Annotated in this window: 18 protein-coding genes; 10 read left to right on the top strand and 8 right to left on the bottom strand. The window is 58.8% G+C overall.

Annotated features, from left to right (window positions below; translation table 11 throughout):
- On the top strand, positions 1–227 hold a 227-nt coding region (locus Q8X48_RS17750), incomplete at its 5' end, for a hypothetical protein (protein ID WP_407802774.1).
- Between the two features lie 28 nt (positions 228–255).
- Here the strand turns inward: Q8X48_RS17750 and tyrS are convergent.
- Positions 256–1,455, bottom strand: a complete 1,200-nt coding sequence (tyrS, locus tag Q8X48_RS17745) for a tyrosine--tRNA ligase (RefSeq protein ID WP_007980168.1) — start codon at positions 1,453–1,455, stop codon at positions 256–258.
- Between the two features lie 211 nt (positions 1,456–1,666).
- Between tyrS and Q8X48_RS17740 the strand changes: the two genes are divergently transcribed.
- Both Q8X48_RS17740 and Q8X48_RS17735 read left to right on the top strand, forming a co-directional pair.
- Positions 1,667–3,091, top strand: a complete 1,425-nt coding sequence (locus Q8X48_RS17740; protein ID WP_407799906.1) for a peptidoglycan DD-metalloendopeptidase family protein — start codon at positions 1,667–1,669, stop codon at positions 3,089–3,091.
- A 3-nt stretch (positions 3,092–3,094) separates the two neighbouring features.
- Positions 3,095–4,186 carry an anhydro-N-acetylmuramic acid kinase gene (locus Q8X48_RS17735; RefSeq protein ID WP_126047834.1) on the top strand — a complete coding sequence of 364 codons (1,092 nt, stop codon included), beginning with the start codon at positions 3,095–3,097 and terminating at the stop codon, positions 4,184–4,186.
- A gap of 68 nt (positions 4,187–4,254) precedes the next feature.
- Here Q8X48_RS17735 and erpA read toward each other — a convergent pair whose 3' ends face one another.
- Positions 4,255–4,605 (bottom strand): iron-sulfur cluster insertion protein ErpA, encoded by a 351-nt coding sequence (erpA, locus tag Q8X48_RS17730; RefSeq protein ID WP_007906865.1) that lies wholly within the window; start codon positions 4,603–4,605, stop codon positions 4,255–4,257.
- Positions 4,606–4,759: 154 nt separating this feature from the next.
- Complete coding sequence (argC, locus tag Q8X48_RS17725; protein ID WP_007980174.1) at positions 4,760–5,794, bottom strand: N-acetyl-gamma-glutamyl-phosphate reductase; 1,035 nt, start codon at positions 5,792–5,794, stop codon at positions 4,760–4,762.
- A 135-nt stretch (positions 5,795–5,929) separates the two neighbouring features.
- On the opposite strand from argC, the gene hemJ reads away from it, so the two are divergent.
- The 6 genes from hemJ (at position 5,930) to coq7 (ending at position 10,558) form a co-directional block, all read left to right on the top strand.
- The gene (gene hemJ / locus Q8X48_RS17720; protein ID WP_015097042.1) at positions 5,930–6,358 is read left to right on the top strand and encodes a protoporphyrinogen oxidase HemJ; all 429 of its coding nucleotides are present in this window, start codon (positions 5,930–5,932) and stop codon (positions 6,356–6,358) included.
- A 33-nt stretch (positions 6,359–6,391) separates the two neighbouring features.
- The gene (locus Q8X48_RS17715; RefSeq protein ID WP_015097043.1) at positions 6,392–7,360 is read left to right on the top strand and encodes an NAD(P)H-dependent flavin oxidoreductase; all 969 of its coding nucleotides are present in this window, start codon (positions 6,392–6,394) and stop codon (positions 7,358–7,360) included.
- Positions 7,361–7,450: 90 nt separating this feature from the next.
- Positions 7,451–8,416 carry a DUF805 domain-containing protein gene (locus Q8X48_RS17710; protein WP_407799907.1) on the top strand — a complete coding sequence of 322 codons (966 nt, stop codon included), beginning with the start codon at positions 7,451–7,453 and terminating at the stop codon, positions 8,414–8,416.
- Between the two features lie 61 nt (positions 8,417–8,477).
- On the top strand, positions 8,478–9,266 hold the full coding sequence (locus Q8X48_RS17705; RefSeq protein ID WP_407799908.1) for an SDR family NAD(P)-dependent oxidoreductase: 789 nt from the start codon (positions 8,478–8,480) through the stop codon (positions 9,264–9,266).
- 80 nt (positions 9,267–9,346) lie between these two features.
- Positions 9,347–9,685 carry a histidine triad nucleotide-binding protein gene (locus Q8X48_RS17700; RefSeq protein ID WP_095964066.1) on the top strand — a complete coding sequence of 113 codons (339 nt, stop codon included), beginning with the start codon at positions 9,347–9,349 and terminating at the stop codon, positions 9,683–9,685.
- A 225-nt stretch (positions 9,686–9,910) separates the two neighbouring features.
- Positions 9,911–10,558, top strand: coding sequence for a 2-polyprenyl-3-methyl-6-methoxy-1,4-benzoquinone monooxygenase (gene coq7, locus Q8X48_RS17695; protein WP_007980187.1), 648 nt, complete (start codon positions 9,911–9,913; stop codon positions 10,556–10,558).
- Between the two features lie 119 nt (positions 10,559–10,677).
- Here coq7 and speD read toward each other — a convergent pair whose 3' ends face one another.
- Positions 10,678–11,469, bottom strand: a complete 792-nt coding sequence (gene speD / locus Q8X48_RS17690) for an adenosylmethionine decarboxylase (protein WP_007980189.1) — start codon at positions 11,467–11,469, stop codon at positions 10,678–10,680.
- A gap of 239 nt (positions 11,470–11,708) precedes the next feature.
- Positions 11,709–12,131, bottom strand: coding sequence for an OsmC family protein (locus tag Q8X48_RS17685; RefSeq protein WP_007941657.1), 423 nt, complete (start codon positions 12,129–12,131; stop codon positions 11,709–11,711).
- Positions 12,132–12,355: 224 nt separating this feature from the next.
- Here Q8X48_RS17685 and crp point away from each other — a divergent pair, with 224 nt between their 5' ends.
- Positions 12,356–13,000 (top strand): cAMP-activated global transcriptional regulator CRP, encoded by a 645-nt coding sequence (gene crp, locus Q8X48_RS17680; RefSeq protein WP_095964067.1) that lies wholly within the window; start codon positions 12,356–12,358, stop codon positions 12,998–13,000.
- A 10-nt stretch (positions 13,001–13,010) separates the two neighbouring features.
- On the opposite strand, the gene Q8X48_RS17675 is transcribed toward crp, so the two are convergent.
- The 3 genes from Q8X48_RS17675 to trpD form a co-directional block, all read right to left on the bottom strand.
- Positions 13,011–13,712: a lipoate--protein ligase family protein gene (locus Q8X48_RS17675; protein WP_407799909.1), complete on the bottom strand. Its 702-nt coding sequence runs from the start codon at positions 13,710–13,712 to the stop codon at positions 13,011–13,013.
- Between the two features lie 100 nt (positions 13,713–13,812).
- Entirely contained in the window at positions 13,813–14,649 is an 837-nt protein-coding gene (trpC, locus tag Q8X48_RS17670) for an indole-3-glycerol phosphate synthase TrpC (RefSeq protein ID WP_407799910.1), read from the bottom strand.
- Positions 14,646–15,695 (bottom strand): anthranilate phosphoribosyltransferase, encoded by a 1,050-nt coding sequence (gene trpD / locus Q8X48_RS17665; protein WP_095964070.1) that lies wholly within the window; start codon positions 15,693–15,695, stop codon positions 14,646–14,648. Before trpD ends, trpC begins: the two co-directional genes overlap by 4 nt.
- Positions 15,696–15,697 lie beyond the last annotated feature (2 nt).

Raw genomic sequence — 15,697 nt, 5'->3', positions numbered from 1 at the left:
GTTTTCAAGGAATCCTTAACAACTTCAACCACTTGCGCTTTCGATCTCTCGTCAGCGGGAGGCGAATTCTACAGCGTTACTCGCTGCTGTCAACACCTCTTTTTCAACTTCCTTGGCGCTTCGATAACCTGAAGCAAACCTGCTGCCGAAAACTGCGCAACTCTTTGTTTATCAAGGAGTTTTCCGTTTCGACTGCGCCGGAAGTGGGGCGAATTATAGGCTTCTAAAATTCGCCGTCAACACCTAATTTCAACTTTATTCAGCCTTGAGCGTAATACGCGCAAATGCCTTCTTGCCGGCCTGGCAAACATGGGTCGCACCCACTGCGTATATAAAGGTGCGATCAACCACCTCACCATCTATACGCACGCCACCCGAGCCGAGAAGATCGCGCGCCATTGCCGAGTTCTTCACCAGGCCCGCCTTATTAAGGACAGCAGCAATCGGCATATCCTCGGCAGCAGTCAACTCGATCTCTGGCAGATCGTCCGGCAGCTCACCATCCTTCATTCGGTTACCGGCAGCACGATGAGCGTTGGCAGCAGCCTCCTCACCATGGAAGCGCGCAACGATCTCTTCAGCCAGCTTGATCTTGATGTCACGCGGATTGGCACCCGCCTCCACATCAGCGCGGAACGCATTGATCTCATCCATGGAGCGGAAGCTGAGCAATTCGAAGTAGCGCCACATCAGCGCATCCGGAATGGAAACCAGCTTGCTGTACATCACACCTGGCGCTTCCTGGATGCCGACGTAGTTGCCCAAGGACTTGGACATCTTCTTCACGCCATCCAGCCCCTCAAGCAGCGGCATGGTCAAGATGCACTGAGCTTCCTGACCATAACCACGCTGCAGCTCACGCCCCATCAGCAGGTTGAACTTCTGATCGGTACCACCGAGTTCGACGTCCGCGCGCAAAGCTACCGAGTCGTAACCCTGAACCAGCGGATAGAGGAACTCGTGAATGGCGATCGGCTGATTGGTCGTGTAGCGCTTGTCGAAGTCATCGCGTTCGAGCATCCGAGCCACGGTGTACTGCGAAGTCAGGCGAATGAAGTCGGCCGGCCCCATCTGATCCATCCAGGTGGAGTTGAAGGCCACTTCGGTTTTTGCCGGGTCCAGAATCTTGAAGACCTGAGTCTTGTAGGTCTCGGCGTTCTCGAGGACCTGCTCGCGAGTGAGCGGCGGACGCGTAGCACTCTTGCCGCTCGGATCGCCAATCATCCCGGTGAAGTCACCAATCAGGAAGATCACCTGATGCCCCAGCTCCTGGAACTGGCGCAGCTTATTAATAAGCACGGTGTGACCCAGGTGCAGGTCCGGAGCCGTTGGATCGAAGCCCGCCTTAATACGTAGCGGCTGGCCACGCTTGAGCTTTTCAATCAGCTCGGACTCGACCAACAGTTCTTCCGCACCACGTTTGATCAGCGCTAGCTGCTCTTCAACCGACTTCATAACAGACCCGCAAGGCTCAGATTCAAAGGGAACCAACCATACAAGATCGCGCGTCAAATACAAGGTTTGCCCGGCGCACGGACGCCAATCCGCAGGCAGGGCACCTACGGACTTGCTTCAGAGATGATTTGGTTATATTTTATACAGTTATTTCATCTTCATCATGTCATTCATCTTTTCCAATTCATCTTTTTCAAAGTCAAAACCACTTATGACCAAAGAATCGTCTAAAGCGCCGCCGCTTTACCCGAAGACCCACCTGCTCGCCGCAAGTGGAATCGCCGCCCTTCTCAGCCTGGCGCTCCTGGTATTCCCTTCCAGCGATGTGGAAGCCAAAAAAACGACCCTGAGTCTTGAACTGGAAAGTCCTGCTGAACAACTGACACAAGATCAAGACGCTGCTGACGTCGTTCAAGCCACAAATGAACCTGCAACATCCCCCTTCGCGCAGATCGACAACAGCGCCGAGGACACTCAGGAAACCGCTCAAGCCGAACCGGCGCCGGTCGTTGAAGTTGAAGAAAAGAAGCCGGCAAGCCACAGGGAAGTGATCGTCGCCAAGGGCGATACCCTCTCCACGCTGTTCGAGAAAGTCGGGCTTCCAGCCACATCGGTGCATGAAATACTGGCCAGCGACAAGCAGGCCAAGCAGTTCAGCCAGCTCAAGCGCGGCCAAAAACTTGAATTCGAACTGAGCCCTGACGGCCAGTTGACCAACTTGCACAGCAAGCTCAACGACGTCGAAAGCATCAGCCTGACCAGGAACGACAAGGGCTACACGTTCAATCGCATCACTGCGAAACCAACCGTGCGCTCCGCCTATGTTCACGGCGTGATCAACAGTTCGCTGTCGCAGTCCGCAGCCCGAGCGGGCCTGTCCCACAGCCTGACCATGGACATGGCCAGTGTGTTTGGCTACGACGTGGACTTCGCCCAGGACATTCGCCAGGGCGACGAATTCGACGTGATCTACGAGCAAAAAGTGGTCAACGGCAAGGCCGTCGGCAATGGCCCGATCCTGTCAGCGCGCTTTACCAACCGCGGCAAGACCTACACCGCAGTTCGCTACACCAACAAACAAGGCAACAGCAGCTACTACACCGCTGACGGCAACAGCATGCGCAAAGCGTTCATCCGCACACCGGTGGACTTCGCCCGCATCAGCTCGAAATTTTCCATGGGCCGCAAGCACCCGATCCTGAACAAGATCCGCGCCCACAAAGGCGTCGACTACGCAGCACCGCGCGGTACGCCGATCAAGGCCGCCGGTGATGGCAAGGTCTTGCTGGCCGGTCGCCGTGGTGGCTACGGCAATACCGTGGTCCTCCAGCACGGCAACACCTACACCACGCTCTACGGCCACATGCAGGGCTTCGCCAAAGGCGTGAAGACTGGCGGCACGGTGAAGCAGGGCCAGGTGATTGGCTATATCGGCACCACAGGCCTCTCCACTGGCCCGCACCTGCACTACGAGTTCCAGGTCAATGGTGTGCACGTCGACCCGCTGGGCCAGAAACTGCCAATGGCCGATCCGATTGCCAAGGCCGAACGCGCACGCTTCCTCGCCCAAAGCCAGCCCCTGATGGCGCGCATGGATCAGGAAAAAGCCACGATGCTGGCTTCGAGCAAGCGTTAAGTCATGGCGCTCTATATAGGTGTGATGTCCGGGACCAGCCTTGATGGCCTGGATATCGCGCTGATCGAGCAAGCCCCGGCGATCAGGTTGATCGCCTCCCACTACATCCCGATGCCCGACTCCCTGCGCGCCGAGCTGCTCGGCTTGTGCGCCAGCGGCCCGGACGAAATTGCCCGCTCCGCCATCGCCCAGCAGAACTGGGTGAAACTGGCAGCGCAAGGGATTCACACCCTCCTCGCTCAACAGCAACTCAAGCCTGACGACATTCGTGCCATTGGCAGCCATGGCCAGACCATCCGCCATGAACCGGCACGCGGCTTCACCGTGCAGATCGGCAACCCGGCCCTGCTGACGGAGCTGACCGGCATCACCGTGGTCAGCGACTTCCGCAGCCGCGATGTCGCTGCCGGGGGACAAGGTGCACCGCTGGTTCCCGCCTTTCACGAAGCCTTGTTTGAAGAACAGGGCGGGAATCGTGCAGTACTGAACGTAGGCGGCTTCAGCAATCTCAGCCTTATCGAGCCCGGCAAGCCGGTCGCCGGTTTCGACTGCGGCCCGGGCAATGTGCTGCTGGACGCCTGGATTCACCAGCAACGCGGCGACCACTTTGACCGTGACGGCCAATGGGCTGCCAGCGGCAACATTCAACCGGTGCTGTTGAATGCGCTGCTGAGTGACCCGTTCTTTGTGACCAAAGGCCCGAAGAGTACCGGGCGGGAAGTGTTCAACCTGCCATGGCTGACGCAGCATCTGGCGCAGCTGCCAGCCTTCTGCGCCGAAGATGTTCAGGCGACGCTGCTTGAACTGACCGCTCTGACCATCATCGAATCACTGCAAAGCGCCCAGACAGACACGCAGGAACTGCTGGTCTGCGGCGGCGGCGCCCACAACACGGCCTTGATGAACCGCCTGGCCAGCCTGTTGCCAAACGCCAGTGTCAGCAGCACCGCGACTTACGGTGTAGACCCCGACTGGGTCGAAGCCATGGCCTTCGCATGGCTGGCTCATTGCTGCCTCGAAGGCATCGCAGCCAATCGTCCGAGCGTTACCGGTGCCCGCGGGTTGCGCGTACTCGGCGCCATCTACCCCGCATAAATCCTCCACACAGCAAAACGCCGCAAGACCCTGAGGCCGTGCGGCGTTCTGTGAAACAGGTGCGCTGATCAGATCGAGAACGAAGAACCGCAGCCACAGGTGGTGGTCGCATTCGGGTTCTTGATGACGAAGCGCGAACCTTCCAGACCTTCCTGGTAGTCCACCTCGGCACCGGCCAGGTACTGGAAGCTCATCGGATCGACCACCAGGCTCACGCCTTCGCGTTCGACGATGGTGTCGTCATCGGCCACTTCCTCATCGAAAGTGAAACCGTACTGAAAACCTGAACAACCGCCGCCCGTAACGAATACGCGCAGCTTCAAGCGATCATTCCCCTCTTCATCGACCAGGCTCTTCACCTTGTGCGCGGCACCGTGGGTGAATTGCAAAGCCGTGGGGGTGAAGGATTCGACGCTCATGCTGACTATCTCCCGGCGTTACGCCGTCATATTGCGTGATGACGCGCATTATCCGCTTCTCCTAGAAAAGCGGTCAACTATTCTAGGAGCAGCGACAAGCTTCAAGCTGTGAGCTTCAAGCTTGCGGCTTACAACTTGAAGCTTGTAGCTGCTCTCAAGGCAGCATGCCGGCGTGGGAGAGACCCAGACGCTCATCCAGCCCGAACAGAATGTTCATGTTCTGCACGGCCTGCCCCGACGCCCCTTTGACCAGGTTGTCGATCACCGACAGCACCACCACCAGATCACCGTCCTGAGGGCGATGCACGGCAATACGGCAGACGTTGGCACCCCGCACGCTACGCGTCTCCGGATGGCTGCCGGCCGGCATGACATCGACGAACGGTTCGTTGGCATAACGCTTTTCAAACAACGCCTGCAGGTCCACAGAGCGATCAACAACCGTGGCGTAGAGCGTCGAGTGAATGCCGCGAATCATCGGTGTCAGGTGCGGAACGAAGGTCAGTCCGACGTCCTTGCCCGCTGCACGACGCAACCCCTGGCGAATTTCTGGCAGATGACGGTGACCTTTGACCGCATAGGCCTTCATGCTTTCCGACGTCTCGGAGTACAGCGAACCTACGGAAGCACCACGACCGGCACCGCTGACACCGGATTTGCAGTCGGCAATCAGATGCGCAGCATCGGCCAGGCCGGCTTCGAGCAATGGCAGGAAACCCAATTGCGTGGCAGTTGGGTAGCAGCCCGGCACGGCAATCAGGCGCGCTTTCTTGATCTGCTCGCGATTGACTTCCGGCAAGCCGTAGACCGCTTCGTCCAACAACTCCGGTGCACCGTGCGGCTGGCCGTACCACTTGGCCCATTCATCGGCGTCTTGCAGACGGAAGTCGGCCGACAGGTCGATGACCTTGGTCCCGGCCGCCAGCAGTTCGCCCGCCAGGGCATGGGCAACACCGTGCGGCGTGGCGAAGAACACCACATCGCAGGCACCCAGGGTCTTGATGTCCGGAACGCTGAACGCCAGGCCGTCGTAATGGCCTCGCAGGTTCGGGTACATGTCGGCTACGGCCAGGCCAGCCTCGGATCGGGAAGTGATGACAACCACCTCAGCTTGCGGATGTTGCGCCAACAGACGCAGCAGTTCGACACCGGTGTAACCCGTGCCGCCGACGATTCCGACCTTGACCATAAACCTGCCCTCAACGAACCCACTGGAAAGCCGTCGATAATAGGGGCCGCGCGCCCCTGCGACAACCGTCAAGGTGACGTGCGGACGCTCAAGCCTCTACTATTCCCACTACCGTGAATTGGGGAATAACCAAAAATGCTCTATCTGTGGCTCAAAGCGTTTCATATCGTCAGCGTCGTGTGCTGGTTTGCCGGCCTGTTCTACCTGCCAAGACTGTTCGTCTATCACGCACAAAGTGAAGACACGATCAGCAAGGAACGCTTCAGCGTAATGGAGCGCAAGCTGTACCGGGGCATCATGGGTCCGGCAATGATCGCCACGTTGATCTTCGGCGGCTGGCTCATCTACCTCAATCCAGGCATCTTCAGCCAGGGTGGCTGGATACACGCCAAACTGACCCTGGTGGTGATCCTGATCGGCTATCACCACATGTGCGGCGCCCAGGTAAAACGTTTTGCCCGTGGCGAAAACACCCGCAGCCATGTCTTTTATCGCTGGTTCAATGAGGTTCCGGTTCTGATATTGCTGGCAGTCGTAATTCTGGTCGTCGTTCGGCCGTTCTAATTCCAATAGACACAACTCACCGGGGTACTTCCAATGTCGCTGCCCGCTCTGCTCGAACAACGTTTGCGTCTGCCCGTGGTGGCTGCGCCGATGTTCCTGATTTCCAATCCGCAATTGGTACTCGCCTGCTGTCGTCAGGGTGTGGTCGGCAGCTTCCCGGCGCTGAACCAGCGCGAAAGCAGCGGTTTCAAGGCCTGGCTGGAAGAGATCGAAGCCGGACTGGCGACCATGGAAAACCCCGCGCCTTATGCCGTGAACCTGATCGTGCATAACAGCAATCCACGCTTACAGGCGGACCTGGAGATCTGTGTAGAGCACAAAGTGCCGATCGTGATCACCAGCCTCGGCGCCGTGAAAGAACTGGTCGATGCGGTGCACAGCTACGGCGGCCTGGTGTTCCATGACGTGACGACACGTCGTCATGCCGAGAAAGCGGCCGAAGCCGGCGTGGATGGATTAATCGCCGTGGCTGCCGGGGCCGGTGGACACGCCGGGACCTGGAGCCCGTTCTCGCTGATTGCCGAAATCCGCCAGTTCTTCGACAAGACCCTGTTGCTGGCCGGCTGCTTGAACCACGGACATGAAATTCTTGCCGCGCAATTGCTCGGCGCGGATCTGGCCTACTTTGGCACTCGGTTTATCGGCACGACCGAAAGTCACGCGCCCGAGGCCTACAAAGAAATGCTGCTGACATCCAAAGCTGCAGACATCATCCATACTCCAGCCGTGTCAGGTGTCCCCGCGAGTTTCATGCGCCAGAGCCTGGAAGCCGCCGGTTTCGACATGGCCGCGTTGCAGGGCAAGGGTGAGATCAACTTCGGTTCCAAGCTCAAACCCGTGAGCGATGAGGCCAAAGCCTGGAAAACCGTTTGGTCTGCAGGTCAGGGCGTGGGAGAAATCGAGGACTTGCCGAGTGTCGAGCAGTTGATTGCACGTCTCGACGCCGAGTACCGCCAAGCCCTGGAGCATGCCGCCCAGCTGCCAAAACGCTGGCCGCGCTGACAGCAAATCTTGGCCAGCCCCTCCCGGCTGGCCTTACACTCATTCGGACACAACCTTCTTTCAACCTCTCGCGACAAGGATGCTTCGCACATGGGCGAAAATCGTTTCAAGATCGTATTCGAAGGTGCCTTGCTGCCCGGTGTTGACATCACCACGGCAAAGCTCAATCTCGCCGATTTGTTCAAAAGCGATGTCACAGCCATCGAGCGCTTGTTCGCCGGGCGCCCGGTAGCGCTCAAACGCAACCTGACGCAGGCCGATGCCCAAACCTATCTCCAGGCGCTGAGCAAGACCGGTATCGACGCGCGCATCGAAGCCGAAACACCGATCGAGTTGAATCTCGCCGACGTGCATGACCATACCCCGGCAAGTAACCAGGCGGCCTTGGCAGAACCGCAGTCTCCTTACGCTGCGCCTCACGCGCCCGTCGGCGAATCCGTGGCGGAATTCGCCACGCTCCAGCCATTCAGTTTCGATGGCCGTATCGGTCGCTTGCGTTATCTTGCCTGGACACTGGTGCTGACACTGGTGCTCTCGGCTGTTTGCGGGGTGTTTGCATTGGTCGCCCTGGCCCTCATCGGTGCGGATTCAACCGCCGGCCTGATCCTGGGTGGCTTGCTGGCCCTTATCCTGTTTGTCGGATTTGCCTTCGTCAGCATCCAGATCACCGTTCAACGTTTGCACGATGTCGGCTGGTCCGGCTGGCTGTGGCTGCTGAACCTGGTGCCGTTTGTGGGCAGTTTCTTTCCGTTCGTGATCATGGTCGTACCGGGCAACGAACTGGCCAACCGCTACGGTCCACCTCCTCCGCCGAACAGTACCGCGGTCAAAGTATTGTCTTCGCTGTGGCTGGTCGTCATCGCACTGATCCTGGTCGGTTCCCTGGCCGGTGGTCTCTCGGCGGTACAGGAGGAATACGAAAACGCCGTCCAGAGCAGCTACGACAGCAGTTCGGTCACCACCGATGAAATCGACGTCGAGGTCGAACCGGTGCCAATTTCCGCCGACGATGCAGCCGAAGAGGCCCAGCCCCCTGTAGACTCTGCGAAAGAATGAACAGCGCTCCTGGCCCGTGACACCTGCGTCGCGGCGCGGAGCTGTTGCGATGGAGAACTGCATGACCCGTTACGCTCTGATCACTGGCGCCTCCAGCGGCATCGGCCTGGCAATGGCCGAAGCGTTGGCCCGGCGCGGCCGCAGCCTGATTCTGGTGGCCCGACAACGTGATCAGCTGGAAAGCATTGCGATTGAATTGACCCAAAGGTTCGGCGTGGAAGTGCTGTTCCGTGCCTGTGACCTGGGCGAACCGTTGCGTCTGTCCGGATTCCTGCTGGAGCTGGAAGAAGGCGACCGGCAAATCGATCTGTTGGTCAATTGCGCCGGTATCGGTACATGCGGCCCGTTTCTGGCCCAGGACTGGATGACCGAGCAAGACCTGATCGAAGTGAACATCCTCGCCCTCACCCGCCTGTGCCATGCCATCGGCAACAGCATGGCCCTGCAAGGCGGTGGGCAGATTCTGAATGTGGCCTCGGTGGCAGCGTTTCAGCCGGGACCATGGATGAGCACCTATTACGCCAGCAAGGCGTATGTGCTGCACTTTTCCGAGGGATTGCGCGTCGAGCTAAAAAAGTGCGCGATCAAGGTTTCGGTGCTCTGCCCCGGGCCGACCCGCACAGCATTCTTCCGTACCGCGCAACTCGACAACGACAAACTGACCAACAGCAAACTGTTGATGAGCCCCGAGGAAGTGGCGCTCTACACCGTGCGCGCCCTGGAAAAGAATCAAGCGATCATTATTCCGGGGCGGCGCAACCGCTGGTTCGCTTTCCTGCCGAGGCTCGGCTCACGCTGGCTGACTCGCACAATCGCCGGCATGGTCAACAAGGCCTACTGCCCGCGCTGATCCAACTCAAGGTAAAAGGCTGGGCGCTGGCATACGCCATGAGTACACTCAGACCAGCCCAAACAACGGAGAAAACAGCTGTGGATACTCTGTTCACCAAGATCATCAACCGGGAAATCCCGGCGAAGATCATTTACGAGGACGACCAGGTACTGGCCTTCCACGACATTTCCCCACAGGCACCGGTACATTTCCTGGTGATCCCGAAGAAGCCGGTTCGCACCCTGAACGATCTGACGGAGGACGACAAGACACTGGCCGGACACATTCTGTTCACCGCCCAGCGCCTGGCCCTGGAACTGGGCTGCGAAAAAGGCTTCCGCGTCGTCATGAACTGCAATGAAGAAGGCGGGCAAACCGTCTACCACATTCATATGCACGTGCTTGGCCAGCGCCAGATGCACTGGCCGCCGGGCTGATTGCTGGCCCCCCTTGTGGGAGCGGCGGTGCGGCGATCCGACTTGCTCGCGAAGAGGGCCTCACTTTCAACATCTTTGTTGACTGACACCCCGACTTCGCGAGCAAGCCCGCTCCCACAAAAGGCATCACAACACTGTCACAGCCTTAGCATCACAATGACCCAGCGCAAACCATCCCCGGCCGATTGGGTTAAACTGGCCACCGAAATTCCCCCGGAGGTCAGCATGACTACCCAACGTCACTACTCGCCCATTGACCGCCTTCTGCTGCAAGCCGATGCCGCGATGCGCACCCTGCTGCCCTTCAGCGGCCAGCCGTACCGTCCGTCGCCGGCCATCGTGCAGCCCGATGCGAAAATGAGCGACGAAGACACGCGCCACGTTGCCGGCCTGATGCGCATCAACCATACCGGCGAAGTCTGCGCCCAGGCGTTGTATCAGGGGCAGGCGCTGACCGCCAGACTGCCGCAGGTGCGTGCTGCCATGGAACACGCCGCCGAAGAAGAAATCGATCATCTGGTCTGGTGCGAACAACGCATCCATCAACTGGGCAGCCACACCAGCATCCTTAATCCGCTGTTTTATGGCATGTCGTTCGGAATTGGCGCCGTGGCCGGCCTGATCAGCGACAAAGTCAGCCTGGGCTTCGTGGCGGCAACGGAAGACCAGGTGTGCAAACACCTGAACGAACACCTGGAGCAATTGCCGGCCGAGGATGAAAAATCCCGGGCGATTCTTGAGCAGATGCGTATCGATGAAGAACAGCATGCCGAAAGCGCGCTGGAGGCTGGCGGGTTCCGCTTTCCGGCGCCGGTGAAGTTCGGGATGAGTCTGATGGCCAAGGTGATGACCAAGAGTACTTATCGGATCTGATATCCCGGTCGCCTGTGAGGGCCTCTTCGCGGGCAAGCCCGCTCCCACAGGGGGCCGCGCTTCGGCAATAAAAAAGGCGACTGCCGTGAGGTAGTCGCCTTTTTTTGTGTTCGAGAACCTTACGCCATGTTGCGCGCGTAGAAGATTTCGAGCATTTCGTGTTTCACCCGCTCGGTCACCTGGGCACGTTGCTCAGAGGACAGGTTGCTGGTGGCATCACCGAACAGGTAGTTATCCAGTTCGAAGTTCTTCAGCAGCATTTTGGTGTGGAACAGGTTTTCCTGATACACGTTCACGTCGGTCATCTGGTACGCGTCGCGAGTGTCATCGGAGAGGTAGTTCTGGATCGAGTTGATCTCGTGGTCGATGAAGTGCTTTTTGCCTTCAACGTCACGGGTGAAGCCGCGCACACGGTAGTCCACGGTCACGATGTCCGAATCGAACTGGTGAATCAGGAAGTTGAGCGCTTTAAGCGGTGAAATGACCCCGCAAGTCGACACGTCGATGTCCACACGGAAGGTTGCAATACCGCTGACCGGATGGATTTCCGGGTAGGTGTGCACCGTGATGTGGCTCTTGTCGAGGTGGGCCAGAATGATTTCTGGCAGCGGGCCCGGAGACTCTTCGATCTGACTGTCGGTCGGGGTTACCGGCTCTTCGGAGATCAGGATCGTGACGCTGGCGCCCTGCGGCTCATAGTCCTGACTGGCAATGTTCAGGATGTTGGCACCAATGATATCGACAACTTCCGTGAGGATCTGCGTCAGGCGTTTCGCGTTGTACTCTTTATTGATGTACTCGACGTAAGCCTGCTGGTCTTGCGGGGTTTCCGCGTAGCAGATGTCATAGATGTTGAAGCTCAAGGTCTTTGTCAGGTTATTGAACCCGTGGAGCTTGAGTTTGCTTTTCACCGTTAAAAACTCTCTATGTGTTTGCGGCCCGGCCGCGTGATCAAGCATGCCCGTCAGATGCGAACAACGCACCTGCGTAGGACGGTTAACACCTCTTCGCGATGGCGATTTTGGTTGTCTGTTCGGGTGCGAGGCCTGTCGGCTGACGGGCCACTACCCTGAAAAAAGTGGCGCATTATGCAGACGTCAGCTTGGGATCGCCAGAGTCTGCACTGCTTTTATGATAGTTGAATGTCGATTCAACCGAGCTCGATGATCTCGTAGTCGTGGGTAATTGCCACGCCAGCCGCGCCGAGCATGATCGAGGCCGAGCAATACTTCTCGGCAGACAATTCGATGGCGCGCTTGACCTGGGCTTCTTTCAGCCCGCGGCCCTTGACCACGAAGTGCATGTGGATCTTGGTGAAAACCTTTGGATCTTCCGTCGCGCGCTCGGCTTCGAGGAAGGCTTCGCAGCTCTCGACGGCCTGGCGGGACTTCTTGAGGATGCTGACCACGTCGAAATTGCTGCAACCGCCGACACCCAGCAGTAGCATTTCCATCGGCCGGACACCCAGGTTACGTCCGCCGGCATCGGGCGGACCGTCCATGACCACGACATGACCGCTACCGGATTCGCCGAGGAACATGGCTTCGCCAGCCCATTGGATGCGTGCCTTCATCGCCAAGACTCCACTGTATAAAAAAGGGTCGCCAGCTTAGCACAGCCCCCGAGATTGACAGCGCCCGGCGTCCTAGGACATATCCCACTGCCTTGTAGGTAAATGCTCGAATATTTCAGGAAGTGTCTGGTAAGCTGACGCCAATTCAATGGCGCATGGCCAGCCTCACTCCAGCGTTCGCTATTTATAAAAACCATACCGTGCAGTCATTTCGGGATACAACCATGGTTGCTATTGCCCCCAACCCCAAGCTCAAGAACCTCGACAAGCTGTTGATGCATTGCCAGCGCCGCCGCTATCAGGCCAAGAGCAACATCATTTGTGCCGGTGACCGCTCGGAAACGCTGTTCTTCATCATCAAAGGCTCAGTCACCATCCTGATCGAGGATGACGACGGGCGGGAAATGATCATTTCCTACCTGAACGCCGGGGACTTTTTTGGTGAGTTGGGCCTGTTTGAGCAAGCCGGCCTGGAGCAGGAGCGCAGTGCCTGGGTGCGGGCCAAGGTCGAATGCGAAGTTGCGGAAATCAGCTACGCAAAATTCCGCGAGTTGTCTCAGCAGGATCCGGACATTCTTTACGTCCTCAGCGGACAAATCGCACAGCGCCTGCGCAACACCACGCGCAAGGTTGGTGACCTGGCATTTTTTGACGTGACCGGCCGCGTTGCCCGCTGCCTGCTGGAGCTGTGCAAGCAGCCAGACGCCATGACCCACCCCGATGGCATGCAAATCAAGGTGACCCGTCAGGAAATCGGGCGGATTGTCGGCTGTTCCCGGGAGATGGTCGGTCGCGTGCTCAAGGATCTGGAAGATCGCAACCTGGTGGACGTCAAAGGCAAGACCATGGTGGTCTTCGGTACGCGATAAACTCGAAAACCTAGCCGCTGAACATCTGTGCCAGCATCAACCGGTAGAGTTCGTCGAGGCGCGCCAGTGCATCGGGTGCTGTGAACTTCTCATGCAATGCGATGTGGCTTTCGGCGCGTACTCGTTGCTCCAGACCACAGGCATCGTTGAAGCGATTGACCGCGGCGACCATTGACACCCGATCGTTATCCATCAGCATCGCACCGTGCACCAGGCCCACCGGACGCTGCCCCCCCTGGCTCTGACGCCAGCGCTGGGCGGTGCCAACCATTTTGCGCCCGTCGAGATTGACGTTGAAGCGGCCATCGCAGAACGCACCGTCGATTTCACCAAGGGACGACGAGCCACCCAATTCATCCAGCAACTGGCAGATGGGGTCGCACAGGCGCCGGTAACCGGCTTCGATGCGGTTCAAATCGCCTTCGCTGCGTGGTGGCGCGTAAACCAGGGCGATATTGATCGTGGTGGCCGATTGTGGAACCGGCTCACCGCCGGTATCGCGCAACAGCACCGGCCAACCTGCCGCCGCCGACACTTCACAGGCAGCCTCGAAACCTGGCAAGCGATTCAAGCGGCGCGGCATGACCAATGCCTGATCACTCGGCTGCCAGAACAACAGGCCGAACTCCGCGTCGCCGGCGCAAACCGAGGCCAACAGATCTTGTTCGGCTTGCAGGCCGGCTTCGATGGTCAGGGAGGTTGGCAGCGACATGGAAGGCTCCGACAGACCTGAGGTCTCTAGGGGATTTGCGGACCTCTTCGCGGGCAAGCCCGCTCCCACAGTGGAAGCGGGCTCGCCTGTGAAGATGTGTTTAGTCGAGGGGCGAGCCGCTGACTGGAACGCCGCGCTCGGGGAAGAACAGTCGCTGCAACTCGGTACCCGGGCTTTCGGCGCGCATGAAGGCTTCGCCGACCAGGAACGCGTAGACGTCGCTGATTTCCATCAGTTCGACATCAGCGCGGTTGAGAATGCCGCTCTCGGTGATGACCAGTCGATCACGCGGAATACGCGGCAACAGGTCAAGGGTGGTTTCCAGGCTGACATCGAAGGTATGCAGGTTGCGGTTGTTCACGCCAACCAGCGGAGTATCGAGGGTTTTCAAGGCCCGCTCCAACTCATCGCCGTCGTGGACTTCCACCAGTACGTCGAGGTTGACGCTTTTGGCCACGGCCGCCAGTTCGGCCATTTTCACGTCATCCAGCGCGGACACGATCAACAGCACGCAATCGGCACCCAGGGCACGGGCTTCGACGATCTGGTAGGGATCGATCATGAAGTCCTTGCGGATCACCGGCAGCTTGCAGGCCGCGCGGGCCTGCTGCAGGTACGCATCGGCGCCCTGGAAGTAGTCGATGTCGGTGAGTACCGACAGGCAGGTCGCACCGCCCTTCTCGTAGCTTCTGGCGATATCGGCGGGCACGAAGTTCTCGCGGATCACGCCTTTGCTCGGCGAGGCTTTCTTGATTTCGGCAATGACTGCCGGTTGCTTCTGCTTGGCCTGAGCCAGCAATGCCTTGGCAAAACCACGAGGTGCATCGGCCGTCCTGGCCAGGCTTTCCAGCTCGGCGAGGCTGACGCGAGCGCTGCGCTCGGCCACTTCCTCAACTTTGCGCGCCAGAATCTTTTCCAGAACCGTCGGTACACTCATCCTTCATTCTCCACTTTGAATACCGCGGTAAATGCACCCAACTCCTCTAGCTTTTCTCGAGCGAGGCCGGTGTGCAGCGCATCGTGCGCAAGTGCAACTCCCTCTTTCAAACTGCTGGCATGGTCGGCCGCATACAGGGCGGCACCGGCATTGAGCATGATCATTTCGGCCGCTTTCTGACCGTTCTCGGTCTTGCGCTTGCCCAGGGCATCGCGAATCAACTCCAGAGACGCTGCCGGGCTTTCCACGGCCAGGCCGTGCAGGCTCTGGCTCTTCATGCCCAGGTCTTCCGGTTCGACCCAATACTCGGTGATCTGGTCATCCTTGAGCTCTGCGACAAACGTCGGAGCAGCCAGGCTGAATTCGTCCAGTCCATCCTTCGAATGCACCACCAGCACATGCTTGCTGCCCAGGCGCTGCAACACTTCCGCCAGCGGTCGGCACAAGGCCTGGGTGAATACGCCTACCACCTGATGCTTCACACCGGCCGGATTCGTAAGCGGGCCGAGCATGTTGAACAAAGTGCGCAAGCCCAGTTCACGACGCGGGCTGGCGGCGTATTTCATCGCAGAGTGATGAGTCTGGGCAAACATGAAGCCAATACCAACGTTGTCAATGCAGCGCGCCACTTGCACCGGCGTCAGGTTCAGGTAGATGCCGGCCGCCTCCAGCAGATCGGCACTGCCGCTCTTGCCCGAGACTGCACGGTTGCCATGCTTGGCCACGGTGCAGCCAGCAGCGGCAACCACGAAAGCGGAAGCGGTCGACACGTTGAAGATATTGGCACCGTCGCCGCCGGTGCCCACCACATCGACCACACCGTCGAGGGTCTTGAGTTCGACCTTGTCCGCCAGTTCGCGCATCACCGACACCGCGCCGACGATTTCGTCGATGCTTTCGCTCTTCATGCGCATGGCCATCATGAACGCACCGATCTGTGCGTCCGTGCATTGCCCGGTCATGATTTCGCGCATCACGTCGCGCATTTCATCGGTGCTGAGGTCGAGGTGATCGACGATACGGCCCAGGGCTGTCTTGATGTTCATGT

Source organism: Pseudomonas sp. QLc11A (assembly GCF_052112305.1).
GTDB classification, from domain to species: Bacteria; Pseudomonadota; Gammaproteobacteria; order Pseudomonadales; family Pseudomonadaceae; genus Aquipseudomonas; species Aquipseudomonas laurylsulfatiphila.
This window is presented reverse-complemented; position numbering and strand designations above follow the sequence as displayed.

Excerpts from the sequence above, each read along its gene's own strand:
- tyrS (WP_007980168.1), bottom strand. The coding sequence starts at position 1,455 with ATGAAGTCGGTTGAAGAGCAGCTAGCGCTGATCAAACGTGGTGCGGAA.
- Q8X48_RS17705 (WP_407799908.1), top strand. The coding sequence starts at position 8,478 with ATGACCCGTTACGCTCTGATCACTGGCGCCTCCAGCGGCATCGGCCTG.
- hemJ (WP_015097042.1), top strand. The coding sequence starts at position 5,930 with ATGCTCTATCTGTGGCTCAAAGCGTTTCATATCGTCAGCGTCGTGTGC.
- Q8X48_RS17710 (WP_407799907.1), top strand. The coding sequence starts at position 7,451 with ATGGGCGAAAATCGTTTCAAGATCGTATTCGAAGGTGCCTTGCTGCCC.
- Q8X48_RS17685 (WP_007941657.1), bottom strand. The coding sequence starts at position 12,131 with ATGAAGGCACGCATCCAATGGGCTGGCGAAGCCATGTTCCTCGGCGAA.
- Q8X48_RS17735 (WP_126047834.1), top strand. The coding sequence starts at position 3,095 with ATGGCGCTCTATATAGGTGTGATGTCCGGGACCAGCCTTGATGGCCTG.
- Q8X48_RS17715 (WP_015097043.1), top strand. The coding sequence starts at position 6,392 with ATGTCGCTGCCCGCTCTGCTCGAACAACGTTTGCGTCTGCCCGTGGTG.
- trpC (WP_407799910.1), bottom strand. The coding sequence starts at position 14,649 with ATGAGTGTACCGACGGTTCTGGAAAAGATTCTGGCGCGCAAAGTTGAG.
- erpA (WP_007906865.1), bottom strand. The coding sequence starts at position 4,605 with ATGAGCGTCGAATCCTTCACCCCCACGGCTTTGCAATTCACCCACGGT.
- crp (WP_095964067.1), top strand. The coding sequence starts at position 12,356 with ATGGTTGCTATTGCCCCCAACCCCAAGCTCAAGAACCTCGACAAGCTG.
- Q8X48_RS17675 (WP_407799909.1), bottom strand. The coding sequence starts at position 13,712 with ATGTCGCTGCCAACCTCCCTGACCATCGAAGCCGGCCTGCAAGCCGAA.
- coq7 (WP_007980187.1), top strand. The coding sequence starts at position 9,911 with ATGACTACCCAACGTCACTACTCGCCCATTGACCGCCTTCTGCTGCAA.
- Q8X48_RS17740 (WP_407799906.1), top strand. The coding sequence starts at position 1,667 with ATGACCAAAGAATCGTCTAAAGCGCCGCCGCTTTACCCGAAGACCCAC.
- argC (WP_007980174.1), bottom strand. The coding sequence starts at position 5,794 with ATGGTCAAGGTCGGAATCGTCGGCGGCACGGGTTACACCGGTGTCGAA.
- trpD (WP_095964070.1), bottom strand. The coding sequence starts at position 15,695 with ATGAACATCAAGACAGCCCTGGGCCGTATCGTCGATCACCTCGACCTC.